We start from the raw sequence: 23,316 nt of genomic DNA on the forward strand, positions 1-23,316 counted from the left end.
ACCTCAGATCCTTTCATGCATATCGAGAACGCGAACGAGCTCATCGGTCGCGCGGTCGAGATCGTCATTCACCACGACGTCGTCGTAGCGGTCGGCAAGGGCAAGTTCATCGGCGGCGTTTGCCATACGCAGCTCGATCGTCTCGGGCGTCTCGGTACCGCGACCGACCAGGCGATCGCGTAACACCTCAAGCGAAGGCGGCTTGATAAAGATCAACACGGCCTCGGGGAAACGCTCCTTGACCTGCAGGGCACCCTGGACATCAATCTCCAAAATCAGAGACGAGCCAGAGGCGAGCTTGGATGCGACCTCGCTCACCAACGTGCCGTAGCAGTTACCGTGGACCTCGGCCCACTCAACAAACTCACCGTTTGCCACGCGGCGGTCGAACTCCTCGCGCGTCAGGAAAAAGTAGTTGACGCCGTCGACCTCACCTTTACGTGGCGCTCGCGTGGTAGCCGAAACCGTCAGGCCCAGGTTCGAGCGGCGCTCGCGCACACGAGTGACGAGCGTGCCCTTGCCTGCACCTGACGGTCCAGAAATCACAAAGAGCTTTGAATCCTGAGCGCTCACTTATTTGGTCAGCTGCTCGAGGAGCTGCTCGCGCTGACGGACGCCGAGGCCCTGGACGCGACGGGTAGCGGAGATGCCGAGCTCCTCCATGATCTTGGCGGCCTTGGCCTTGCCATAACCGGGCAGAGACTCAATGAGGGTGGAAACCTTCATGCGGGAAGCGATGGGGTCATCGGAGTTGAGCACGGACTCGAGAGACTTCTCGCCCTTCTTGATCTGCTCGCGAAGCTCAGCGCGGGCGTGACGTGCGGCGGCAGCCTTCTCAAGAGCCTGCTTACGCTGCTCGTCGGTAAGCTGAGGGAGTGCCATTCGAACCTCCAAATAGTTGGGTTATATCTGATGCAATAATTGGCATTTTAGCACGTCAAACACACTAAATGCCCAATCGACGGCTCCATAGGTTAGACGATACCTGCGAAAAGTGCAATATACGGAGGTCAAAGTTGAGCCCCTGACCTGTGATTCCACACAAAGGATGGCAAAGTTTTCGCAGGCACAAGGGCTAATTTGTGCTAATAAGACCCAAAAGTGGTGACTTGAGGGAATCTTTTACGCGACGTTTTCGACCAGCTCGGCGACGATGGCGTCAAAGGCCGCAACCGGATCGTCGGAGCCGGTAATAGGACGGCCCACCACGATGTGGCTTGCACCGCGCTCGATAGCCTGGGAAGGTGTCGCCACACGGGATTGATCGCCCAGGGCGGCACCCACCGGACGCACACCCGGAGTCACGATCAGCGCGTCGGGGCCGAGTAGCTCACGCATGCCGTGAGCCTCCATCGGCGAGCACACGATACCGTCGATGCCGTTGGCCTGAGCGAGCTTTGCCAGGCGAGCGGCCTCCTCGGCCACGGGCGACTCGACGCCGATCTCCGCCAGCGCATCCTGATTCATGCTCGTAAGTACGGTGATGGCGACGAGCTTGGCGCGGTCCTCGCGCGCCTCCTCGGCACCCTCGCGGCAGGCAGCGAGCATGGCGCCCGAACCCAAGCCGTGGACCGAGAGCAGGTCGGCACCGGCAAGCGAGGCCGAGCGAGCGGCACCGCGCACCTGATGCGGAATGTCATGGAACTTGAGGTCGAGGAAGACCTTAAAGCCCAAATCCTTGAACGTCTTGACGATCTCGGGACCCTCGGCGTAATAGAGCGTCATGCCCACCTTGAGCCAGGCGGCATGGCCCGAAAGCTCGTGGGCGAGCTCGAGTGCGCGCTCACGGTCGCAGTCGAGGGCGACGATAACACGGTCACGGGCATCGGTCTCTAGCATTCGAACGCACCTACCAGCTCGTTGATGTCCTTTACGCCCTGGGACTCCGCCCAGGCCTCGAGCTCGTGCGCGATCTTAAGCGAAGCACACGGGTCGACGAAGTTGGCCATGCCGACCGACACGCAGGTGGCGCCGGCCAGGATAAACTCGGCCGCATCCTCGCCGGTCATGACACCGCCGACACCGTTGATGGGGATATCGACGGCCTGGGCGACCTCCCAGACCATGCGCACGGCGATGTGGTGGCACAGCGGGCCCGAAAGGCCGCCCTTGGGCTTGGCCACACGGGACTTGCGGGTATGCACGTCAATGGCCATGCCCTGGATGGAGTTGATGACCGAAAGGCCGTCGGCGCCGGCAGCCTCGAGGGCGCGGGCGATCTCGGCGACGTTGACCGGAGCCATCTTAACGAACAGCGGCTTATCGGTCACCTTGCGGCAGGCAGCCATAACGGAAGAGGCGCCCTCGGGCGTGGAGCCCATGGCGGCACCGCCGGCGGCAATGTTGGGGCAGCTCACGTTGATCTCATATCCGGCAGCCCAGGGGCACAACTCGACATACATCTCGAGCGCGCGCACGAACTCATCGACGGAGTGACCGGCAACCTGGCAGATGACCTGGCAACCGTCCTTGGAGAGCTGCTCGAGCCACGGACCGGACTCGCGGGCGAAAGCGGCCACACCGGGGTTCTGCAGGCCCACGGAATTGATCATGCCGCCGGGGATCTCGGCCATGCGGGGTGCGGGATTGCCGGGCCAGGGCTCGGCAGCGCAACCCTTGGTGGTGATGGCACCCAGTTGGGAGACATCAAAGAAGTTTTGGAACTGCCAACCGTAGCCAAAGGTACCGGCTGCGGTGTTGATGGGGTTCTGCATCTTGACGCCGCCGAAATCGACGGACATGTTCACGGTACCCACTAGAAGACCACCACCTTGGAAGCATCAAACACGGGGCCGCACATGCAGGCGCCCTTCATACCGTCGACCGTCTCGACATTGCAGGTGTTGCAGGCGCCAAAGCCGCAGCTCATCATGCGCTCGAGGGATACCTCGCAGTACGCGCCGGCCTCGGCGGCAGCGGCGGCGACTTTCTTCATCATAACGGCGGGACCACAGCTGGCGACGTAGTCGTAACCGCCCTTGCCGAGCAGCTCGGCGGCAGGATCGGTGCATAAGCCGTGCGTACCCAACGAGCCGTCGTCGGTGCACACGTTGACCGTGGCCCCCAGCGCGCGGAACTCATCGACGCCCACGACCTTGGACGCGGTGCCAAAACCCAGGCACACGTCAACGGCCACGCCCTGCTCGGCAAGCATGCCAGCGAGGCACAGCACGGGCGGAACACCGATGCCGCCCGCCACGAGCAGCGCCTTCCTGGTGCCCTCGGGTACCAGCCAGCCGCGGCCGCCAGGGCCCAACAGGTTGGACTTGGAGCCGGGGCCCATCTGCGACAGACGACGGGTGTCGTCGCCCACGACGGCGTACCACAGCTCGACGGTACCGGCCTCGGCGTCAGAGCGATAGAAGCTCAAGGGCACGCGAAGCAGCGAAGAGGCATCGCCGGGCACGGCGATGTTCACAAACTGACCGGGCTTGAGCGCACTTGCAAGCTTGGGGGCCGAAATAACGAGCGAGAAGATGCCGTCGGCGATCTCCTGGTTCGAGACGACCTCGAAGTCGTGCATGCGTGCAGTGGAAGGTGTGGGCATAGACGCTCCAATCCCCCATGCAGTTGCATGGACCAAACGAACAGAAAGCGCGGCACCGCAAGGGCACCGCGCACAAAAGCGATAAGGCTATGCTAGCAGATGCAGCCGTCGGCAAGCGTCTGTTTACCGCCGACAAACACATCGGTGGCACGACCGGTGAGCGTGCGGCCGGCAAAACCGGAGTTCTCGGCGCGCGACTCGTAACCGTCCTCGCCGACCGTCCAGGTGACAGACGCGTCGAAGACGGTCAGGTCGGCAACAGAGCCCGCCTTGACCTGAACCTGATCAAGGCCCAGGATCTCACGCGGCTTAATAGCCATGAGCTCGACCATGCGGCCCATACCCATCTTGCCCGTGTTGACCAGCTCGGTGAGCACGAGCGACAGCGAGGTCTCGAGGCCGATCATGCCAAAGGGCGCGAGCTCGAACTCACGGGCTTTCTCCCACGGCGTGTGGGGAGCGTGATCGGTGACGATGACGTCGACGGTGCCGTCGATGACACCCTGGCGGATGGCCTCGGCATCCTCGTCGGTACGCAGCGGCGGGTTAACCTTGAGCGAGGTGTTGTAGGTCTCGTCCAGGTCGTTCTCGGTCAGGAACATGTGATGCGGGGTGGCCTCGCAGGTAACCTGAACGCCAGCGGCCTTGCCGGCACGCACGAGCTCCAGGCCATGGGCGGTGGAGATGTGCTGGATGTGCAGCTTGGCACCGGTCAGTTTTGCGATCTCGATGTCGCGGGCGATCTGGAGCTCCTCGCCGGCAGCCGGCCAGCCCTCGAGGGCCAGACGAGTCGAAACCTTGCCCTCGTTGATCTGGCCGTGGCCGACCAGGTCCTCGTCCTGGCAATGGCTCATGAAGACCTTGCCGAACATCTTGCCGTAGTCCATGCAGCGACGGAGCATGCCTGCACCCTGCACGCCGCGACCGTCGTCGGTGAAGGCGACGGCGCCGTGGGCGACCATATCGCCCATCTCGGACATAGCCTCGCCCTTAAGACCGCGGGTCATGGCGCCAGAAGGATAGACGCGGCAGTGGCCGACCTCGGCAGCGCGGGACTTGACGAACTCAACAACGGTACCGTTATCGGTAACGGGGTCGGTGTTGGGCATGGCGCACACGCCAGTGAAGCCACCCTTGGCAGCTGCGCGAGTGCCGCTCTCGATGTCCTCTTTGACCTCGTAGCCGGGCTCGCGCAGGTGGACGTGCATGTCCACCAGGCCAGGGACAAGGTACTTACCGGAAAGGTCGCGGACCTCGGCTCCCTCGGCGGCGAGGTTCTCGCCGACCTCGGCGATCTTGTCGCCGTCGATCAGGACGTCAACGACCCCGTCAAGCTCGACGGACGGATCGACGACGTGGGCATTCTTAAGAAGCAAGGCCATTATCGGCACCTCCAAGCAGCAGATACAGGATAGCCATACGCACGCAGATACCGGCGTAGACCTGCTCCAGGATGACGGAGCGTTGCGGGTGGTCGGCCATATAGGAGTCGAACTCGACGCCGCGGTTGATGGGGCCCGGGTGGCAAATGATCGCGTCGGGCTTCATGAGCTTCTCACGGTCCTTGGTCAGGCCGAAGAGCTTGTGGTACTCGCGAATGGTCGGGAACGGGGCACCCTCGAGGCGCTCCTGCTGTACGCGCAGCATGTAGACGACGTCCAGCTCGGGCAGGACGGAATCGAGGTCGCTCGTCACGTGGTCGCAGCCCAGAACCTCGGGCGCCGGCGGCAGCAGCGTGCCGGGGGCGACGGCGTAGGTCTCGCAGCCCATGATCTTCAACGCGGGAATCAGCGAGCCGCAAACGCGGGAGTGGGCGATGTCGCCGACGACGGCGACTTTCAGACCGTGGAAGTCACCCTTGTGCTCCCAGATGGTGTACAGGTCGAGCAGAGCCTGCGTGGGGTGATTGTGCTTACCGTCACCGGCGCAGATAACACTCGCGGGCGAATTCTGCGTGACGATGTAGGGAGCACCGGCATGTTTGTCGCGCACGACGATGCAGTCGATCTTGTAGGCGTTGAGCGTCTCGACGGTATCGACGAGGCTCTCGCCCTTGACCGTGGAGGTCGAGGAGCCGCCAAAGTTGAGGCTGTCGGCCGAAAGACGCTTCTCGGCGAGCTCGAAGGAGCTGCGGGTACGCGTCGAGGGCTCGTTGAACATATTGACGATAGTCTTGCCCTTGAGCGTGGGGACCTTCTTGATGGCACGCTCGTTGACCTCGGAGAACGCCTTGGCGGTCTCGAGGATGAGCTTGATGTCCTCTTCGGAGTACTCGGTAATGTCGATCAGGTGCTTATGATTGAACGCCACGGTACTACTCACCTCCCAGCGGCGCGGAGCCCACGTGGGAACCCGGCGCGACGTCGTTGATCTCGACAGCGGTACGGCCGTCAACTTCCTTCATATATAGGTGCACGTTCTCCTCGTGCGACGAGGGAACGTTCTTGCCGACAAAGTCCGGCGAGATAGGGAGCTCGCGGTGACCGCGGTCAACGAGAACTGCCAGCTCGATGCGGCTCGGACGGCCCAGGTCCATAACGGCGTCCAGAGCGGCGCGGATGGTGCGACCCGTGTACAGGATGTCGTCCACCAAAACGACGCGCTTGCCGTCGACGCTGAAGGGAATGTTGGTGGCGTGGATCGCGGGAGCGAAGTTAGTCGCATAGTCATCGCGATAGAAGCTGATGTCCAGGCTGCCGAGCGGAACGTCAACACCCTCGATCTCCTTGATCGCCTCGGCGAGCTTCTTTGCCAGAAGGTCGCCGCGCGTGACGATGCCGACCAGAGCGAGGTCTTCACAGCCCTCGTTGCGCTCGAGAATCTCGTGCGCGATGCGGGTCATCGCTCGGTTGACGGCGGTCTCGTCCATGATGACCGCCTTGGGGGAAGTCGTGCCCATCGATCTCCTTCCTCACATGTCTTGACTGCTGATACAGTCAAAAAAATAGATGCCCGACCGCTCAAAGCGGACCAGACACCCACAGGAAGGACTGCTCTATGGCAGCAATATAAATCCATGTGGGTATCTCGTACCCCTTTAATGGTCAAGGGATAGTGTAGCCAACCCCGAGCTTAATTGCGAGCATTAATACGGAGCAATCCGCAAACGGACTCTACGCTCCATAAACCTATATATATTTGCAGGACAAGCTTGAATTTGCGGGACAAGCTTGAAAACGTCGATGCGAGCTGGCATAATCCCCTCTGCTACACGCAAATCGGATCTACGTCCAGGGCCGTAGCGTGGGCACTATCGCCATAAGAGAAATATCTCTGTGTAGATTACGCACAGGGAGCTGCTTCTGTGCTATAGTTCAGGCTTGTTTGTTAACGCGACATGTTCGTTTGTCGCCCAAGGAGGGTCAGTTATGTCCAAAGTTTGCGAAGTTTGCGGTAAGCACCCCGTTGCCGGTCGCTCCATCAGCCACTCTCACCGCGTCACCAACCGTAAGTTCCGCCCCAACATCCAGCGCGTCTACGTCGTCGTCGATGGTCACCGTCGCAAGATGAACGTTTGCTCCACCTGCCTTAAGTCTGGCAAGGTTGCGCGCTCCTAAATAAGGTCTTACCAACAAGTACCTCGGACTCTCCGGGTCAAAGACCTCGCGTTCACATAGAACTTACCAAAGGCGTCCTTTCTTGTGGAGGGCGCCTTTTTGCACTCATTGGGCACTCATTGGGGACAGACTTACATGGGTGTTTGCACTCATTGGGGACAGACACGATGCGTGTCTGCGGCGCCCCGACTAGCTCCGGCCCCTGCCTCACGCAGCTTCCTTCCAGCCTGCAGTGGCCTTGGTCACACTTGTAGCGCCGATACCGGTGATACGGGCAATTTGCTTGACCGTGAGATGTGCCTGCCTGAGCCTCAGCAGGCAGGCATCGCGTTCGGGGCGTGGCAGGGCCTTAAGCAGCGTAGGATCTATGCTCGGCAGGACTTCGCGCGCAACGGAAAGGGCCTCCTCATCGGGGATCCGACGGCGTGGAAGAACCTCCACCGACCAGATGCGCCCGGCAGCTTCCTTGAGATGCTCGCAATAGCAACGGGAGCCTCCGACAATATCGAGCATAGGGGCCGCATCACAAATGTCAAAGGGATCGTAGCCCAGCTGATATGCCTTGAAGCTTGACCAACGGTACGCCTCGAGCGAGTCGAGCGTACCTTTCACGGGATTGAGATGAATATAATCGAGCAGCTGCACTGCCATAACAGGTCCAGAACAGCTCAATGGCAAAACGATATCTGTCCCAAATGAGTGAAAGCACTCATATAAGTCTGTCCCCAATGAGCGGGCCGATGCCAGGCTGATATTTTTAATTAAAACGCTTCAGTAGATTGAAGCGTTTTAGTGTGCCTTTTACGGGAATCTTACCGTTCGCCGAATAATTTCTTGCTATCATGCAACACGTAGGGTAAATCTCCGATCGCAAGGAGACACAAATGGTGAAAAAGTCACCGGAAAACACTACTCCCGCAATTGTGGACAACGTAGAGGCGCTTGAGGCTAAACTCGCTCAGATGCGAGAGGCCCAGGCGCTTTTTGCTACGTACACGCAGGAGCAGGTCGACAAGATTTTCTACGAGGCCGCCATGGCCGCCAACAAGGCTCGTATCCCGCTGGCGAAGATGGCCATCGAGGAGACCGGTCGCGGCGTTCTTGAGGACAAGGTCATCAAGAACCACTACGCCGCAGAGTACATCTACAACGCTTACAAGAACACCAAGACCTGTGGTGTCATTGAGCGCGACGAGGCCTACGGCATCACCAAGATCGCTGAGCCCATCGGCATCGTGGGCGCCGTCATCCCGACGACCAACCCCACCTCCACCGCGATCTTCAAGACGCTGATCAGCCTGAAGACCCGCAACGCCATCATCATCTCCCCGCACCCGGCTGCCGCCAAGTGCACCATCGCCGCCGCCAAGCTCGTGCTTGACGCCGCCGTCAAGGCCGGCGCCCCCGAGGGCATCATCGGCTGGGTCGATGTCCCCTCCATCGAGCTGACCAACATGGTCATGCGCGATGTCGACATCATCCTCGCCACCGGTGGCCCGGGCATGGTCAAGGCCGCCTACTCCTCGGGCAAGCCCGCCCTGGGCGTTGGCGCCGGTAACACCCCGGTCGTCATCGACGACACCGCCGACGTGCTGCTCGCCGTCAACTCCATCATCCACTCCAAGACCTTCGACAACGGCATGATCTGCGCTTCCGAGCAGTCCGTGACCGTCATCGACACCATCTATGACCAGGTTAAGGCCGAATTCCAGAAGCGCGGCTGCTACTTCGTCAAGCAGGGTGCCGAGATGGAGGCCCTGCGCGGCGCCATGTTCAAGAACGGCGCTCTCGATCACCGCATCCCCGGCATGGCTGCCGCCAAGATCGCCGAGCTCGCCGGTATCGAGGTTCCCGCCAAGACCAAGATCCTGATCGCCGAGGTCACCTCCACCGACCCCGCCAAGGAGGAGTTCTCCCACGAGAAGCTCTCCCCTGTCCTGGCCATGTATCACGCCAAGGACTTCCAGGAGGCCGTCGACAAGGCCGAGCACCTGGTACTCGCCGGTGGCCCGGGCCACACCGCCTCTCTGTACGTGCATCCCGCCCAGGCCGAGAAGATCAGCCTGTTCGAGCATGTCATGAAGGCCTGCCGTATCGTCATCAACACCCCGTCCTCGCACGGCGGCATCGGTGACCTGTACAACTTTGGCATGAAGCCGTCTCTGACCCTGGGCTGCGGCTCCTGGGGCGGCAACTCCGTCTCCGAGAACGTTGGGGTGAAGCACTTGATCAACGTTAAGACTGTGGCCGAGCGCCGTGAGAACATGCTGTGGTTCCGCGCTCCCGAGAAGGTCTACTTCAAGAAGGGTTCCACGCCCGTCGCTCTCGACGAGCTGGGCAGCGTCATGGGCAAGAAGCGCGCCTTTATCGTCACCGACCAGTTCCTCTTCAAGAATGGCAACACCCGCGCCATCGAGGCCAAGCTCGACGAGATGGGCATCGCCCACGACTGCTTCTACGACGTCGAGCCCGATCCGTCGCTGCAGTGCGCACGTCGCGGCGCCAAGCAGATGGCTCTCTTTGAGCCGGACGTCATCATCGCCGTCGGCGGTGGCTCCGCTATGGACGCCGGCAAGATCATGTGGATGATGTACGAGCACCCCGAGTGCAAGTTTGAGGACATGGCCATGGACTTCATGGACATCCGCAAGCGTATCTTCACCTTCCCCGAGATGGGCAAGAAGGCCTACTTCGTCGCCGTCCCGACCTCTTCGGGCACCGGTTCCGAGTGCACGCCGTTCGCCATCATCACCGACAAGGAGACCGGCATCAAGTGGCCGCTCGCCGACTACGCGCTGCTCCCCAACATGGCTATCGTTGACGCCGACAACTGCATGACCGCCCCGCGCGGCCTGACCGCCGCCTCCGGCATCGACGTCATGACCCACGCCATCGAGTCCTATGTCTCCATCATGGCCTCCGACTACACCAAGGGCCTCTCCGAGCGCGCTGCCAAGCTCGTCTTCGAGAACCTGCCCTCCAGCTTCGAAAACGGCGCCAAGGACCCGCATGCCCGCGAGGAGATGCACAACGCCTCCTGCATGGCCGGTATGGCCTTCGCCAACGCCTTCCTGGGCCTCAACCACTCCATGGCCCACAAGCTCGGTGCCTTCCATCACCTGCCCCACGGCATCGCCAACGCCATCATCCTGACTCGCGTCATGCGCTACAACGCCGCCGAGGCTCCCGTCAAGATGGGCACGTTCTCCCAGTATCCTTACCCCAACGCGCTGCACAACTACGCCGAGATGGCCAAGTACTGCGGCATCGAGGGCAAGGACGACAAGGAGGTCTTCGAGAACTTCATCACGAAGCTCGAGGAGCTCAAGGACTTCATCGGTGTCAAGAAGACCATCGCCGACTACGGTGTTGACGAGCAGTACTTCCTCGACACCCTCGACGAGATGACCGAGCAGGCATTCAACGACCAGTGCACCGGCGCTAACCCGCGCTACCCGCTCATGAGCGAGATCAAGGAGCTCTACCTGGACGCCTACTATGGCCGCGAGCCCCAGGACTACGCCGTCTGCTAGTTTTTAGCACGGTTATTTCGGCGGGGGTGAACGGGCGCACGCACGCCCCCGCCGCTGCTTCTATCGCATCGTTGAAAGGATGCAATCATGCTGCTCCCCGAATCCAAGACCGAGCTCGTCCGTCGCGGCAACAAAGTCGTTTACGACCTGGGCGACAAGATCGTCAAGGTCTTTAACGAGACCAAGCCCGTCTCCGACGTGTTCAACGAGGCTTTGAATCTTGCCCGCATCAATGAGTGCGGCATCCGCAGCCCCAAGGCTCTCGAGGTTTCTCAGCTCGAGAACGCCAACGGCTGGGCGCTCGTGACCGAGAAGGTTCCGGGCACCACCCTTGCCGAGAAGATGGCTGCCGAGCCCCAGCGCTTTGGTGAGTACCTCGAGATGTTCGTCGACCTCCAGATCGAGATCCACGGCTACACCTCCCCGCTGCTCAACCGTCAGCGCGACAAGTTCGCCCGCATGATCGACAGCCTCGATCAGCTCAATGCCACCACGCGCTACAACCTTCAGGAGCGTCTGGACGGCATGACCAAGGAGTTCAAGGTCTGCCACGGCGACTTCAACCCCTCCAACGTCATCGTTGGCGACGACGGCCAGCTGTACGTCTGCGACTGGGCACACGCCACCCAGGGCTCCCCTGCTGCCGACGTTGCCACCACCTACCTGCTCTTTGCCCTCAACAGCAAGGACCAGGCCGAGGCCTACCTGGAGCTCTACTGCGATCGCGCCGACATGCCCATGCAGGTCGTGCGTCAGTGGACGAGCATCGTCGCCGCTTCCGAGCTCGCTCGTAAGCGCAACGTGAACGATGAGTTCCTTAAGAACTGGATCGACGTCGTCGATTATCAGTAATATCTGAGCGATTTATTTCGCATCGGAGGCACAAAGGAAAACCCCACAGCTCTGAGCTGCCTCCCATTTCTTGGACATGAGAAATGGGAGGCTTTTTATGCGTGTCGACTTGAGGGTGAAGCACGACATCGTGGCCAGGAAGGCGGCGATCGGGCTCTTCGAGCGAGGCCACGGCTCCGAGTCGGCGGCGAAGGCGCTGTCGGTCCCGCGCGACACCGTGAGACAATGGCTCTACGTATACCGGTCGTTCGGAAGCGAGGTGCTGCTATCCATGGACGGCAAGCAGACCAGGTACACATACGAGCAGAAGGTCGCCGCCGCCTCCGCCGTCGTCGACGGCGGCATGAGCAAGCGGGACGCCATGGAGGCGTTCGGGGTCATGTCCTTGGCGCCGCTCAAGAGATGGTGCGCGCTCTACCGCGAGGGCGGCGCCGAGGCGCTCAGGCCCAGGCCCAAGGGCCGGCCGAGCGGTTCCAAGGCGAGGCCGCGCACGCGCGAGCAGGAGCTCGAGGAGCGCTGCCGAAGGCTCGAGACCGAGGTGGCCTACCTAAAAAAATTGCGTGCCCTGGTCGAGAGGGACGGGCTCTGACCAGGGCGAAGGTCGAGGCCGTGAGGGTCCTGCGCGAAGAGGGGCACGGGCTGGGGCGCCTGCTGGAGTGCGCCGGCATGGCCCGGTCCAGCTACTACTACGCGCTGTCGCACCCGAAGGCTCCCACCAGGCCCGAGCTCTGGGAGGCCGCCGCCGAGATATTCTCGCGCACCGCCAACGGGTGCGGCCACAGGCAGATCGCCATGTGCCTGCGCGCCGAGCGGGGCGTGCGCATAGCCGACAAGACGGCGCTCAAGATGATGCACGAGATGGGCATCAGCTGCGGGATCCGCCGCGAGACCGATTACCACAGGTACAACTCCTACAGGGGCAAGGTCGGAAAGACCTTCGAAAACGTCATCGGCAGGGACTTCGAAGCCGACGGGCCCTGGCAGAAGATGGGCACCGACGTCACCGAGTTCAAGCAGCCCTGGGGCAAGGCCTACTTCGCGCCGGTCTACGACTTCGGCAGCAAGGAGATCGTCGCCTGGTCCACGTCGCTGCACCCCAACATGGCTCAGCAGCACGAGCTGCTCGACCAGCTCGTGTCCAAGAAGCCCAAGGGCTCCAGGCCGATCCTGCACTCGGACATGGGCTGGCAGTACCAGCAGGCCGGTTGGTGCAGACGGTTGGAGGAGGCCGGCGTGGTGCAGAGCATGTCCCGGAAGGGCAACTGCATCGACAACGGCGCGACGGAGCAGGTGTTCGGCCACATCAAGGACGAGTTCTTCCGCGGAAGGACGTGGCCGGACTTCGAGTCCTTCAAGGCGGACCTCGACGACTTCGTGGTCCATTGGAACACGAGGAGGCGCCAGGTTAAACTGAAGGGACTGACCCCGGAGGAGTTCCGGAGACAGTCCCTTGCGGCGTAGTTCTTATTTAAGCCGTCCAAGTTTTGGGGTGCAGTTCACTCGCATGGGCTGCGGGGTTTTCCTTTTAGCAACAACTGTCCCTTAGACGCAAAAGCGGCCCTGCATCTCTACCTCGAGAGACGCAGGGCCGCTTAACAAGTGCACTAAACGCAGCGGGCTCGATTAACGACGGGCTGCTTTCACAAGCTCAGCCACCTTGGCGACAACCTCATCGATCGCCACATCCTCGCGCTCGCCCGTGGCACGATCCTTGAGCTCGACGGTACCGTTCTTAAGGCCGCGCTTGCCGAGCACCACCTGATAAGGGAAGCCCATAAGGTCGTTGTCAGCAAACTTAAAGCCGGGACGCTCGTCACGGTCGTCAACGACAACCTCGATACCCTCGGCGCACAGACCCTCGACGATTTGATCGCAAACAGAAGCGCACTCCTCCTTCTTGGGGTCGAGCGGAATCACCGCAACCTCGTACGGGGCAACGGAGACCGGCCAAACGATACCGTGCTCGTCGTTGTGCTGCTCCACGACGGCAGCGAGCGAGCGGGACACGCCCACGCCGTAGCAACCCATGATAAGCGGCTTCTCCTTGCCGTCCTCGTCCATAAAGGTGGCACCCATGGCCTCGGAGTACTTGGTGCCCAGCTGGAAGACCTGGGAAACCTCGATGCCGCGAGCAGCGGAGAGCGGCTTGCCGCAGTGCGGGCAAGGGTCGCCGGCAACGACGGTAACCAGGTCGGCCCACTCGTCGACGGTAAAGTCGCGCTCGGGGCAGGCACCGGTAAAGTGATAGTCGACTTCGTTGGCACCGCAGGCCCACTGCTTGGACTCGCGCAGGCTCTCGTCGCAGACCAGACGAATGCCCTCGGGCAGGTTAACCGGTCCGATAAAGCCCTTATGCAGACCGTAGGTCTGGAGCTCCTCGTCGGTCATCATGCGATAGCCCTTGCCAAAGACATGCTCGGCCTTGCAGTCGTTGAGCTCATGATCGCCCGGAACGATGGCCACAACCGGCTTGCCCTCGGCGTCGATGAGAGCCAGCGACTTGCGCGTACCGTTCTCGGGGAAGCCGAAGAACTTGGCGACGGCCTCGATGGTGCCCATACCCGGAGTCTCGACCTTGGTGAGTGTTCCGTCGCCGGGGCCCTCGGTCACAACGACCTTGGTGCTTGCCGCCTCGTCATCGGCAGCAAAGCCACAATCGTCGCAGTAGACCAGCGAAGCCTCGCCGGCCTCTGCCAGCGCCATGAACTCGACGGAGGTATCGCCACCGATCTCGCCGGAATCGGCGACGACGGGCAGGGCCTTAATGTAGCAGCGCTCGCAGATATTGGCGTAGGCCTGCTTCATCTTGTCGTACTCCTCCTGCAGGCTCTCCTGCGTGGCAGAAAAGCTGTAGGCGTCTTTCATGATGAACTCGCGACCGCGCATCAGGCCAAAGCGGGGACGGAACTCGTCGCGGAACTTGTCCTGGATGTGATAGAGATTCACCGGCAGTTGCTTGTATGAACGCAGCTCGTTGCGCACCAGGGCAGTCACGGTCTCCTCGTGCGTAGGGCCGAGCACGAACTCGCGGCCGTGGCGGTCATCAAAGCGCACGAGCTCCTTGCCATAGGCATCGATACGGCCGGACTCACGCCACAGCTCGGCATCGACCATGATGGGCATCATGAGCTCCTGGGCGCCGGCGGCGTCCATCTCGTCGCGCACGATGTTCTCAATCTTGCGAATCGAGCGCCACGCGAGCGGCAGATAGGAATAGAGACCGGCGGCCTCCTTGCGGATCATACCGGCACGGAGCAGCAGGCGATGGCTCGCAAGCTCAGCGTCGGCCGGATCCTCTTTGAGCGTCGGAGCATACAGCTTAGACATATACATTGCTCGGGTCATTTATTTCTCCTCAATAAGCTTGTCGACCTCGGCCATAAGCGCGTCGACAATTTGGTCCTCCGCTACTTTACCAATGATCTGGCCGTGCGAAAAGAGCAGGCCCTGACCACGTCCGCAAGCAACGCCCAGGTCGGCATCAGAAGCCTCACCGGGGCCATTGACGGCACATCCCATGACGGCAATCGAAAGCGGCGCGGCATAGTTCTTAAGCCGCTCGGTTACTTCCTCGGCGATTGCGATCAGGTTAACCTGACAGCGGGCGCACGTGGGGCACGAGACAATCTCGGGGCCGCGGCGACGCAGGCCCAGCGACTGCAAAATTCCCCAGGCGACCGGCGGCTCCTCAACCGGATCGGCCGTGAGCGAAACGCGCATGGTGTCACCGATTCCCTCGGACAGCAGGATTCCAAGGCCCACCGAGCTCTTGATGGTGCCCTGCAGCTTGGTACCCGCCTCGGTTACGCCCAGGTGGAGCGGAACGTGGGGAATCTCACGCGACAGGGCACGATAGGTGTCGAGCGTCGTTTGCACGCTATGGGCCTTGGCCGAAAGCACAATGTTCGTAAAGCCGCGGTCTTCAAAATGCTTGACGAAACGTTCGCTCGACATCACGAGCTTTTCGGGCTGCGTGAGGTCGTCGCGCTCAGCGATATCCTGCTCAAGCGAACCAGCATTGACGCCGATACGAATCGCACAGCCCGCGGCACCCGCAGCATCGATCACCGCGTCAACCTTGGCCCAATCGCCGATATTTCCGGGATTGATGCGCAGCTTGGCAGCACCGGCCTCAACGGCACCAATGGCGAGCTTATGGTTAAAGTGGATATCGGCAACGATCGGCACCGGAGACTCGGCACAGATGGTGCGGAAACCCTCAAGCGCGGCCTCGGTGGGCACGCTCACGCGCACGATATCGCAGCCAGCCTGCGCCAACGCGCACACTTGCGCAAGCGTTGCCTGGGCATCAGCGGTATCGGTGCAGGTCATGGATTGGACCGCCACCGGCGCGCCTCCACCGATCTGCACGCCGCCCACATGCACAGGGCGCGTCAACTCGCGAGGCAAAGGATGGGATAAAGACAATCCAAACACTCCCCTACAGAATAAATCGAAGGATGTCGGAACGAAGCATATAGACAAACAGCAGCGCAAAGAGCGCGATGCCCACATAGCTCACAATCGTCTGGACCTTGAGCGGAAGCTCGCGGCCCGCAATCTTCTGAATGATCTCGATGACCAACTTGCCGCCATCGAGTGGTGGGATGGGCAGCAGGTTCATAAAGCCAAGCGAGAACGAAATGAGCGCGGCAAACGAAAGGAACGTGGCAGGACCGGCAGCAGCAGCTTGTGAGGACATAACGCTAATACCCACGATCGAGGAGGACTGATCGAGAATCTCCATCGTATGCTGCGGCTGGAGCAGGCGCATCACGCCCTGCGCTGTCTGCACGACATAGGAGAACGACAGGCGAGCCGACGTAATGGGGTCTAAACGGACCACCTGCGTAGAGACATACACACCTAGGCGATCGTTCTCTTTGAGCGCAACCGTGGTCGAATGCTTCTTGCCGTCACGCTCGTACTCAATGGCGATATCGTCCTTACCGGCAGCCTTGCCAATGGCATCGTAAACGTCCATCCAGGTAGAGCACGATACTCCGTCGACCGAAAGAATCGCGTCGCCATCCTCGATTCCCGCCGCGGAGGCAATCGAGCCTTCATCAACCTGGCCGATCACATTGGTGTCCACCGGCACCGTGACACCCGCGATGGAATAGATGCTCATAAGGAGCAAAAAGCCCGTCAGGATATTGACGATAATGCCCGCAAGCAGCATAAAGGCACGCTTGATAAAGACCTGACCCAAATAGGTGTGCGAGCGCTCGCGTGCAAGGAATTCGGCCTCGCCGCACGGCAGTTCCCATACATCGCCCTCGGCAGTCGCGTGCTCGCGATCGAACCGACGGCCGTCAAAGGTGGTATAACCCGCCGCATCACGCGGCAGGGTCTGGTACTTGGTGGGATAGTAACCAGGCGAAGGCTTTTCCCCTTCTTCATACCAAGGAGCTATGGAGCCCCAACCCAGTAGCAAAGCACAGGCCTCGAGCACATCCTCCTCGGACAGCTCAAGCTCGACGGCAAGATCGGCCACCGTCACACGGCCGTGACGATAGATGGCGGCAAGCACGCGATCGGCACACGAAACATCGGTCGGATCCATGCCACAGATGGCAGCATACCCACCAAGCAACAGCGGGGTCACGCCAAACTTGGTGCCGATCCGACGAGACGTATGGTGGATATCAAAGCGACACGGCAGGCCCAAAAAGAACTCAGTCACCCGGACGCCGCAGGCACGCGCCGCCAAAAAGTGGCCGCCCTCGTGCAAAAACACGAGGACGGAAAGCATCAGCAGGCCCCAAAAGACCGATGAGAGAACGCTCAGAACAGTTTCCATAAAACGAAAAAGCAATCCTTATGGGTTAAGAACGGGTTGCGACGAGCACTTGCGCGGCCTTTTCACGCGCCCACGCATCGATACCGCGAAGCTGTTCAAACGAATCGACCGTCTGCGCATCATGCGCATCCATACAGGATTCCACAATGCGATCGATATCGGTAAAACTGCAGCCATCATGCAGGAAGGCATCGACGGCGACCTCGTTGGCGGCATTGAGCACGCACGGCATGGTGCCGCCCGTCTTGCCCGCACGCTCGGCCAGCGCTAGGCAGCGGAACGTATCCATGTCGGCCGCATCAAAGGTAAGCTGACCCAACTCGCGGAAATCGATGCGCGGAGCCGGAGTATCCCAGCGCTCGGGATACGAGAAGGCAAACTGGATGGGAATGCGCATGTCAGATGCCCCGAGATGCGCCATCACGGAGCCGTCGGAAAACTCGACCATCGAATGAATCTTTGACTGGCGCTGAACGACCACGTTGATAAAGTCGAGGTCGCAACCGAACAGGTGCATCGCCTCGATACGCTCCAAGCCCTTGTTCATGAGGGTAGCGGAGTCGATCGTGATCTTGGCACCCATAGCCCACGTAGGGTGCGCCAGGGCATCGGCGCGCGTCACACGGTCGAGTTCCTCGCGCGAACGGCCAAAGAACGGACCGCCCGAGCAGGTAAGCCAAATACAATGGGCCTCGCGCGGATTCTCACCCAGATAGCACTGGTAAATTGCAGAGTGCTCGGAATCGACCGGGATAAGCTGACCGGGCTGAGCCAACGGCATCAGCAGGTCACCGCCAACAACGAGCGACTCCTTATTGGCAAGGGCAAGGCGCTTATTCGAGGTCAAGGCCACATGGCTCGCCTCGAGACCGGCGGCGCCCACAATAGCGACAAGCACGCAGTCAACATCGTCGCGACGCGCGAGCTCGCAAACCGCCTGCGCACCAACGCCGAGCTCCGTTCCCTCGGGCAACTCCTGCAGCACGGCGTCGTCGCCATGAGCGACATCGGCCACGGCAACCGCCGGAACCGAGAACTCGCGGGCAGCGGCAACGAGCTCGGAGGTGCTGGAATGAACGGAAAGCGCCGTCACCTGCAGACGATCGGCATGCTGACGGCAAACATCGAGCGCCTGAGCGCCGATAGAGCCCGTACAGCCCAGGATGGCAACACGGAGACGTCCATCGGAGCCATACGTCGTCTGGAAGGACATTACAGCACGCCTCCGATCATCAGCATCAGCTGCGCGGTGATGCAGCCGAAGATAAGCGAGTCGCTACGATCGAGCATGCCGCCGTGGCCCGGGATAAGGTTGCCGGAATCCTTGACGCCCACGCCACGCTTGATGCGCGACTCGATAAGGTCGCCGATAACACCCAAGATGGACACAACCACGCCACAAAGCAGCGCATAGGGCAAGCTCAGCTTATAGAAATGCGTCACCCACAAAATGAGCCAGATGAGAACCGAGCCCAGAATGCCGCCGACAAAGCCCTCCCAGCTCTTGTTGGGAGAGATCTTGGGGACCATCTTGTGTTTGCCGATACGGCTGCCCACGATGTAGGCAAACGAATCGGAGACCCAAAGGGACGCGCAAACACCCACTGAAAGCAGGGCGCCGGCAAAACCGGGCACGGCATCGCGCAGCAGCACAATAGCCGACAGCATAAAGCCTGTGTAGATGGGACCCATGAGCGTCACGGCCACATCAGAGATGCGGGTACGCGGCGACCAAACATACCAAATGCCCACCGCGAGCATCAGTGCAAAAAGCAGGGCGTTCAGCAAAAGCGAATCGCCAAGCGCCGATAACGGAAAGAGCACGGCGGCAATAATGCCCAGGTGCTCGTTGGCGACCTTGCCATCGAGCCTCGTCATACGGAAAAACTCAAAGCAGCAAAGCCCGCTCATGACAGAGACAAAAATGGCGGTGGGCACGATACCCAAAACCAGGCACAGGATAAAGACGACGGCGTAGACGATACCGGCGGCGGCACGGGTAATAAAGCCCGCAAGCCACGAACCGGTGCCGCTCTTCGCCGCAGGCGCTCCCGCAGTGGCAGCTTTGCGCGCAGGCGTCTTGGGAGCAGATGCCTTGGGACGATCGGACACGATTAAGCCTCCTCGGTCTTGCTCAGTCCACCAAACCTACGGTCACGGCCCTGATAGGCCAAAATGGCGTCAACAAGGCCCCAACGATCAAAGTCAGGCCAATAGGTATCGGTGACATAGAACTCGGAATAAGCCACCTGCCACAGCAGATAGTTCGAAAGGCGAAGCTCGCCGGAGGTGCGAATGACCAGCTCGGGATCGGGAAGACCGGCGGTGTACAGGCGCGAAGCAACCATATCATCGTCGATAACAGCAGGGTCGATCTTGCCGGCGGCGGCATCGAGCGCAAGCTGACGGGCGGCACGGGTAATCTCGGCACGAGCGCCGTAGTTGACGGCAAGCGCCAGCGTCATACCGGTGTGATCGGCGCACTCGGCAAGACCGCATTCAAAAACGTCGCGGGTCTTCTTGGGCAGCGCGGAAATATCACCCAAAAAGACAACACGGACGTTTTCGCGCTTCAGAAGCGGCAGCTCATCGATAAACGTCTTGGCAAACAGATGCATCAAGACGTTAACCTCATGCTGCGGGCGGTTCCAGTTTTCGGTTGAAAACGCATAGGCGGAAAGCACGTCGACGCCCAGACGCACGCAGGCGGTAATGATCTCGCGAAGGGAGACGATACCCGCCTTGTGGCCCTCGGTACGGGCAAGACCTCGCGCCGTAGCCCAGCGACCGTTACCGTCCATGATGCACGAGATATGGCGCGGAATGTTATTGAGGTCAAGGTCGGAAAAACCGACGCCCGTAGGGGCGTCGGCAAAGTACTCGACCAGTTTGTTCTCGTCGTATTGCACCTTAGATCTCCATGACCTCGGCTTCTTTTTCCTTCAGAAGCTCCTCGACCTTGGCGACATACTCGTCGGTATGCTTCTGCACCTTGGCCTGCTCACGGCGGACATCGTCCTCGGTGAGCTCCTCATCGCGCTCGAGCTTGTTGTTAAAGTCGCGACGGATGTTACGGATAGACACCTTGGCCTGCTCGGCGTACTCGCGGCACTCCTTGACGAGCTCGCGACGGCGCTCCTCGGTGGGAGCCGGGAACGGAAGACGAACAACGGTGCCATCGGAGTTGGGGGTAATACCCAGATCGGAAGCGCCGATGGCCTTGACGATGGCGTTGATAAGCGCCTTATCCCACGGCTCGATGAGCAGCATGTGGGCCTCGGGGGTCTTTACGGCGGCAACCTGCGTGACCGGCGTGGGAACACCGTAATAATCGACGGTGATGTCGGACAGAATGTTAGCGTTGGCTCGGCCGGTACGGACCTTGGAGAAGTTATGCTTGAGGGACTCGAGCGACTTGTCCATGTGGGCGGTGATGTTCTCTGCCATGCTTAATCCTCCTGATAGACGAGCGTGCCGACGGGCTCACCCGAAAGCGCGCGCTTGACGTTGTCCTCGCCATCGATGTTGAGGACCAAAATGGGCATACGGTTATCCTGGCACAGGGCCGTAGCCGTGGAATCCATAACCTGCAGGCCGCGGACGAGCACCTCGTGATAGGTGATCTTGTCAAAGCGGACGGCATCGGCGCACTTGACGGGATCTTTGTCGTAGATACCGTCGACCTTGGTGGCCTTAATCAGAATCTCCGCACCGATCTCGCAGGCACGAAGGGCCGCGGCGGTGTCAGTCGTAAAGTACGGATTGCCCGAGCCGGCTGCGAAGATAACGACATTGCCCTTGGACAGGTGATTGATGGCGCGACGACGAATATAGGGCTCGCAAATCTCGTTCATCTGGATGGCACTCATAACGCGGCAAGGAACATCGTTATGCTCGAAGGCATCCTGCAGGGCGAGCGCGTTCATAACGGTTGCAAGCATGCCCATGTAATCGGCCTGAGCACGCTCCATACCGCCGGCAGCTCCAGCCATGCCGCGGAAAATATTGCCGCCGCCGACAACGATGCCGACCTCATGGCCAACGGCGAGCAGCTCCTTGACCTGCTTGGCAAGATGGTCGGTAACCTTGGGGTCGATGCCATAGTGGCCATCGCCCATCAGTGCTTCGCCGGAAAGCTTCAAAAGCACGCGTTTATATCGGATGTCGGACAAAGCGATCCTCCTTTAATTAGACTCTCAATATGATATCAAAGGCTCTGCTTAGAGGCATGAAAAAGCAGGCTGTGAGTAAAACCCACAGCCTGCTCATTACCAGCTACAAGAGCTTATTTACTCGCCACGGACCAGACGGTCGAAGGCAACGACGGTAATGGTATCGCCGAGCTCCTTGGAGACCTGCTCAGCGTACTTCTTGATGGTGAGGGAGCTGTCCTTGATGAACTCCTGCTCGGTGAGCACGGACTGCTTGTAGAACTTCTCCAGGCGGCCAACAGCCATCTTCTCCTGGATGGCCTCGGGCTTGCCGGACTCGGCAGCCTGAGCCATGTAGATCTGCTTCTCATGCTCGACGGTCTCGGCCGGAACCTGATCGCGGGTAGCGCAGATCGGAGCGACGGCGGCAACCTGAAGGGCAACGTCGTGGGCAAAGGTCTTGAAGGACTCAGCCTGAGCGGTCTCAGCCTTCTCGAAAGCAAACTCGACGAGGACGCCGATCTTACCACCCATGTGGATGTAAGAAGCGAGAGCGCCGTTCTCGGCCTTGCGGGCGGCGAAGCGGGAGATCTTCATGTTCTCGCCCATGATGTGAATCATCTCGGTGAGCTCGGAGGAAACGGTCTCCTCGCCCATCGGCTTCTCGAGCAGAGCGTCGACATCGGCCGGCTCGGTGGTGGCGACAACCTCGGCGACCTTGGAAGCAAAGCCGGTGAACTTGGCGTTGGAGCCGACGAAGTCGGTCTCGCAGGAGAGCTCGAGCAGAGCGCCGGTCTTGCCATCCTCGGAGACGAACGCGGCGACAGCGCCCTCGTTGGTCTCGCGGCCAGCCTTCTTGGCAGCCTTAGCGAGGCCGTTCTTACGCAGAACGTCAACAGCGGCGTCCATGTCACCGTCAGCCTCGACGAGAGCCTTCTTGCACTCCATCATCGGGGAGTCGGTCATCTCGCGGAGCTGCTTGACCATAGCGGCGGTAATCTGGGCCATTGTGGTTCCTTTCAAAGAGATGAAAAAGACTTAAATAGGACTGATTTACTCGGCCTTGGGCTCAGCGGCCATCTCGGCCTCGGAGACCTGCTCCTTGCCGGAGCCAGCGAGGCAAGCGTCGGCCATGAGCTCGCACATAAGGGTGACAGCGGAGATGGCGTCATCGTTGCAGGGGATGCCGTACTCGACCTCGTCGGGATCGGAGTTGGTATCGATCAGAGCGACGACGGGGATGTTCAGGCGCTGGGCCTCCTTGATGGCGTTCTCCTCGCGCTTAGTGTCGATGACGAAGAGAGCCTGGGGCAGACCCTTCATGTCGCGGGCGCCACCGAGGTTGGTCTGGAGCTTAGCGAGCTCCTTACCCAGAACAGCCTGCTCCTTCTTGGGAAGAACAGCCATGCGGCCGTCCTCGACCATGGCCTCGAGCTCCTCCATGCGGTTGATGCGGGAGCGGATGGTGACGAAGTTGGTCAGCATGCCGCCGAGCCAACGCTGGTTGATGTAAGGCATGTTGGCGCGCTCAGCGGCGTTCTTGACGGCCTCCTGAGCCTGCTTCTTGGTGCCGACGAACAGCACGTTGCCACCCTTGGCAACGTTCTTGACGAAGGTGTAAGCCTGGTCGGCGTCAAGAATGGTCTGCTTGAGGTCGAGGATGTAGATGCCGTTGCGCTCACCGAAGATGAACGGCTTCATCTTGGGGTTCCAGCGACGGGTCTGGTGACCGAAGTGGCAGCCGGCCTCGAGCAGGGTGCGGATATTAATCTTGGTAGCCATGTTAAACCTCCTGTGGTTTGCCTCCGCGCGGGGTCATCCTCCAAAACCAACCCGGACATGTGCTACCAAAGCCCGGGCACCACGGTATGAA

The 23,316-nt window shown here is 60.6% G+C and carries 24 protein-coding genes; 5 read left to right on the plus strand and 19 right to left on the minus strand.

All coding sequences use genetic code 11. The annotated features are described in order from the left end of the window. Nucleotides 1-3: 3 nt before the first annotated feature. From gmk to pyrR, 8 genes are all read right to left on the minus strand, one after another. A complete protein-coding gene (gmk, locus tag ACTQV3_RS02385) occupies nucleotides 4-573 on the minus strand; it encodes a guanylate kinase (RefSeq protein WP_370450596.1) in 570 nt (189 codons plus the stop codon). Continuing rightward, the gene (mihF, locus tag ACTQV3_RS02390; RefSeq protein WP_006236130.1) at nucleotides 574-882 is read right to left on the minus strand and encodes an integration host factor, actinobacterial type; all 309 of its coding nucleotides are present in this window, start codon (nucleotides 880-882) and stop codon (nucleotides 574-576) included. Between the two features lie 240 nt (nucleotides 883-1,122). Continuing rightward, nucleotides 1,123-1,839 carry an orotidine-5'-phosphate decarboxylase gene (pyrF, locus tag ACTQV3_RS02395; protein WP_441067756.1) on the minus strand — a complete coding sequence of 239 codons (717 nt, stop codon included), beginning with the start codon at nucleotides 1,837-1,839 and terminating at the stop codon, nucleotides 1,123-1,125. After that, nucleotides 1,833-2,741 carry a dihydroorotate dehydrogenase gene (locus tag ACTQV3_RS02400; protein ID WP_427717595.1) on the minus strand — a complete coding sequence of 303 codons (909 nt, stop codon included), beginning with the start codon at nucleotides 2,739-2,741 and terminating at the stop codon, nucleotides 1,833-1,835. The genes pyrF and ACTQV3_RS02400 overlap by 7 nt, the downstream gene beginning before the upstream one ends. Nucleotides 2,742-2,755: 14 nt before the next feature. Then, on the minus strand, nucleotides 2,756-3,523 hold the full coding sequence (locus ACTQV3_RS02405) for a dihydroorotate dehydrogenase electron transfer subunit (protein WP_154516544.1): 768 nt from the start codon (nucleotides 3,521-3,523) through the stop codon (nucleotides 2,756-2,758). A gap of 116 nt (nucleotides 3,524-3,639) precedes the next feature. Then, a complete protein-coding gene (locus ACTQV3_RS02410; RefSeq protein WP_154516264.1) occupies nucleotides 3,640-4,929 on the minus strand; it encodes a dihydroorotase in 1,290 nt (429 codons plus the stop codon). Beyond that, complete coding sequence (locus ACTQV3_RS02415; RefSeq protein WP_035138537.1) at nucleotides 4,913-5,857, minus strand: aspartate carbamoyltransferase catalytic subunit; 945 nt, start codon at nucleotides 5,855-5,857, stop codon at nucleotides 4,913-4,915. The genes ACTQV3_RS02410 and ACTQV3_RS02415 overlap by 17 nt, the downstream gene beginning before the upstream one ends. Before the next feature lie 4 nt (nucleotides 5,858-5,861). Further along, entirely contained in the window at nucleotides 5,862-6,446 is a 585-nt protein-coding gene (gene pyrR, locus ACTQV3_RS02420; RefSeq protein ID WP_138374176.1) for a bifunctional pyr operon transcriptional regulator/uracil phosphoribosyltransferase PyrR, read from the minus strand. 469 nt (nucleotides 6,447-6,915) lie between these two features. Here pyrR and rpmB point away from each other — a divergent pair, with 469 nt between their 5' ends. Next, nucleotides 6,916-7,104: a 50S ribosomal protein L28 gene (gene rpmB, locus ACTQV3_RS02425; RefSeq protein WP_022094725.1), complete on the plus strand. Its 189-nt coding sequence runs from the start codon at nucleotides 6,916-6,918 to the stop codon at nucleotides 7,102-7,104. A gap of 207 nt (nucleotides 7,105-7,311) precedes the next feature. Here the strand turns inward: rpmB and ACTQV3_RS02430 are convergent, their stop codons facing one another. Next, nucleotides 7,312-7,755 carry a hypothetical protein gene (locus tag ACTQV3_RS02430; RefSeq protein WP_441067758.1) on the minus strand — a complete coding sequence of 148 codons (444 nt, stop codon included), beginning with the start codon at nucleotides 7,753-7,755 and terminating at the stop codon, nucleotides 7,312-7,314. Between the two features lie 233 nt (nucleotides 7,756-7,988). Here ACTQV3_RS02430 and adhE point away from each other — a divergent pair, with 233 nt between their 5' ends. From adhE to ACTQV3_RS02450, 4 genes are all read left to right on the plus strand, one after another. After that, on the plus strand, nucleotides 7,989-10,637 hold the full coding sequence (gene adhE, locus ACTQV3_RS02435) for a bifunctional acetaldehyde-CoA/alcohol dehydrogenase (protein ID WP_154516260.1): 2,649 nt from the start codon (nucleotides 7,989-7,991) through the stop codon (nucleotides 10,635-10,637). 87 nt (nucleotides 10,638-10,724) lie between these two features. Beyond that, nucleotides 10,725-11,489: a phosphotransferase gene (locus ACTQV3_RS02440; protein WP_427717541.1), complete on the plus strand. Its 765-nt coding sequence runs from the start codon at nucleotides 10,725-10,727 to the stop codon at nucleotides 11,487-11,489. A 97-nt stretch (nucleotides 11,490-11,586) separates the two neighbouring features. Next, nucleotides 11,587-12,078 (plus strand): transposase, encoded by a 492-nt coding sequence (locus ACTQV3_RS02445; RefSeq protein ID WP_441568602.1) that lies wholly within the window; start codon nucleotides 11,587-11,589, stop codon nucleotides 12,076-12,078. A 20-nt stretch (nucleotides 12,079-12,098) separates the two neighbouring features. Further along, on the plus strand, nucleotides 12,099-12,950 hold the full coding sequence (locus ACTQV3_RS02450; RefSeq protein ID WP_441549996.1) for an IS3 family transposase: 852 nt from the start codon (nucleotides 12,099-12,101) through the stop codon (nucleotides 12,948-12,950). Nucleotides 12,951-13,112: 162 nt separating this feature from the next. Here the strand turns inward: ACTQV3_RS02450 and ACTQV3_RS02455 are convergent, their stop codons facing one another. The 10 genes from ACTQV3_RS02455 to rpsB form a co-directional block, all read right to left on the minus strand. Beyond that, complete coding sequence (locus ACTQV3_RS02455; RefSeq protein WP_441015537.1) at nucleotides 13,113-14,822, minus strand: proline--tRNA ligase; 1,710 nt, start codon at nucleotides 14,820-14,822, stop codon at nucleotides 13,113-13,115. Between the two features lie 12 nt (nucleotides 14,823-14,834). Next, nucleotides 14,835-15,917 carry a flavodoxin-dependent (E)-4-hydroxy-3-methylbut-2-enyl-diphosphate synthase gene (gene ispG, locus ACTQV3_RS02460; protein WP_441067760.1) on the minus strand — a complete coding sequence of 361 codons (1,083 nt, stop codon included), beginning with the start codon at nucleotides 15,915-15,917 and terminating at the stop codon, nucleotides 14,835-14,837. A 13-nt stretch (nucleotides 15,918-15,930) separates the two neighbouring features. Beyond that, nucleotides 15,931-17,292 (minus strand): M50 family metallopeptidase, encoded by a 1,362-nt coding sequence (locus ACTQV3_RS02465; RefSeq protein WP_441535789.1) that lies wholly within the window; start codon nucleotides 17,290-17,292, stop codon nucleotides 15,931-15,933. Between the two features lie 25 nt (nucleotides 17,293-17,317). Beyond that, nucleotides 17,318-18,505 carry a 1-deoxy-D-xylulose-5-phosphate reductoisomerase gene (dxr, locus tag ACTQV3_RS02470; RefSeq protein WP_441067764.1) on the minus strand — a complete coding sequence of 396 codons (1,188 nt, stop codon included), beginning with the start codon at nucleotides 18,503-18,505 and terminating at the stop codon, nucleotides 17,318-17,320. Continuing rightward, nucleotides 18,505-19,404 (minus strand): phosphatidate cytidylyltransferase, encoded by a 900-nt coding sequence (locus ACTQV3_RS02475; protein ID WP_441067766.1) that lies wholly within the window; start codon nucleotides 19,402-19,404, stop codon nucleotides 18,505-18,507. Before ACTQV3_RS02475 ends, dxr begins: the two co-directional genes overlap by 1 nt. A gap of 2 nt (nucleotides 19,405-19,406) precedes the next feature. Next, the gene (locus tag ACTQV3_RS02480) at nucleotides 19,407-20,201 is read right to left on the minus strand and encodes an isoprenyl transferase (RefSeq protein WP_441067768.1); all 795 of its coding nucleotides are present in this window, start codon (nucleotides 20,199-20,201) and stop codon (nucleotides 19,407-19,409) included. Between the two features lies 1 nt (nucleotide 20,202). After that, nucleotides 20,203-20,739 carry a ribosome recycling factor gene (frr, locus tag ACTQV3_RS02485; RefSeq protein WP_006236112.1) on the minus strand — a complete coding sequence of 179 codons (537 nt, stop codon included), beginning with the start codon at nucleotides 20,737-20,739 and terminating at the stop codon, nucleotides 20,203-20,205. Between the two features lie 2 nt (nucleotides 20,740-20,741). Further along, complete coding sequence (gene pyrH / locus ACTQV3_RS02490) at nucleotides 20,742-21,464, minus strand: UMP kinase (RefSeq protein ID WP_427717558.1); 723 nt, start codon at nucleotides 21,462-21,464, stop codon at nucleotides 20,742-20,744. Between the two features lie 117 nt (nucleotides 21,465-21,581). Then, nucleotides 21,582-22,451, minus strand: a complete 870-nt coding sequence (gene tsf / locus ACTQV3_RS02495; RefSeq protein ID WP_022094736.1) for a translation elongation factor Ts — start codon at nucleotides 22,449-22,451, stop codon at nucleotides 21,582-21,584. 45 nt (nucleotides 22,452-22,496) lie between these two features. Beyond that, nucleotides 22,497-23,225, minus strand: a complete 729-nt coding sequence (gene rpsB / locus ACTQV3_RS02500; RefSeq protein WP_055285135.1) for a 30S ribosomal protein S2 — start codon at nucleotides 23,223-23,225, stop codon at nucleotides 22,497-22,499. Nucleotides 23,226-23,316: the final 91 nt, after the last annotated feature.

Origin of the sequence: Collinsella sp. LCP19S3_A7 (genome assembly GCF_052121995.1) — a bacterium.
Lineage (GTDB): Bacteria > Actinomycetota > Coriobacteriia > Coriobacteriales > Coriobacteriaceae > Collinsella.

Excerpts from the sequence above, each read along its gene's own strand:
- ACTQV3_RS02445 (WP_441568602.1), top strand. The coding sequence starts at position 11,587 with ATGCGTGTCGACTTGAGGGTGAAGCACGACATCGTGGCCAGGAAGGCG.
- frr (WP_006236112.1), bottom strand. The coding sequence starts at position 20,739 with ATGGCAGAGAACATCACCGCCCACATGGACAAGTCGCTCGAGTCCCTC.
- pyrF (WP_441067756.1), bottom strand. The coding sequence starts at position 1,839 with ATGCTAGAGACCGATGCCCGTGACCGTGTTATCGTCGCCCTCGACTGC.
- ACTQV3_RS02465 (WP_441535789.1), bottom strand. The coding sequence starts at position 17,292 with ATGGAAACTGTTCTGAGCGTTCTCTCATCGGTCTTTTGGGGCCTGCTG.
- rpsB (WP_055285135.1), bottom strand. The coding sequence starts at position 23,225 with ATGGCTACCAAGATTAATATCCGCACCCTGCTCGAGGCCGGCTGCCAC.
- ACTQV3_RS02430 (WP_441067758.1), bottom strand. The coding sequence starts at position 7,755 with ATGGCAGTGCAGCTGCTCGATTATATTCATCTCAATCCCGTGAAAGGT.
- tsf (WP_022094736.1), bottom strand. The coding sequence starts at position 22,451 with ATGGCCCAGATTACCGCCGCTATGGTCAAGCAGCTCCGCGAGATGACC.
- pyrR (WP_138374176.1), bottom strand. The coding sequence starts at position 6,446 with ATGGGCACGACTTCCCCCAAGGCGGTCATCATGGACGAGACCGCCGTC.
- ACTQV3_RS02400 (WP_427717595.1), bottom strand. The coding sequence starts at position 2,741 with ATGTCCGTCGATTTCGGCGGCGTCAAGATGCAGAACCCCATCAACACC.
- dxr (WP_441067764.1), bottom strand. The coding sequence starts at position 18,505 with ATGTCCTTCCAGACGACGTATGGCTCCGATGGACGTCTCCGTGTTGCC.
- ACTQV3_RS02440 (WP_427717541.1), top strand. The coding sequence starts at position 10,725 with ATGCTGCTCCCCGAATCCAAGACCGAGCTCGTCCGTCGCGGCAACAAA.
- ACTQV3_RS02405 (WP_154516544.1), bottom strand. The coding sequence starts at position 3,523 with ATGCACGACTTCGAGGTCGTCTCGAACCAGGAGATCGCCGACGGCATC.
- ACTQV3_RS02455 (WP_441015537.1), bottom strand. The coding sequence starts at position 14,822 with ATGTATATGTCTAAGCTGTATGCTCCGACGCTCAAAGAGGATCCGGCC.
- rpmB (WP_022094725.1), top strand. The coding sequence starts at position 6,916 with ATGTCCAAAGTTTGCGAAGTTTGCGGTAAGCACCCCGTTGCCGGTCGC.
- ACTQV3_RS02410 (WP_154516264.1), bottom strand. The coding sequence starts at position 4,929 with ATGGCCTTGCTTCTTAAGAATGCCCACGTCGTCGATCCGTCCGTCGAG.
- mihF (WP_006236130.1), bottom strand. The coding sequence starts at position 882 with ATGGCACTCCCTCAGCTTACCGACGAGCAGCGTAAGCAGGCTCTTGAG.
- adhE (WP_154516260.1), top strand. The coding sequence starts at position 7,989 with ATGGTGAAAAAGTCACCGGAAAACACTACTCCCGCAATTGTGGACAAC.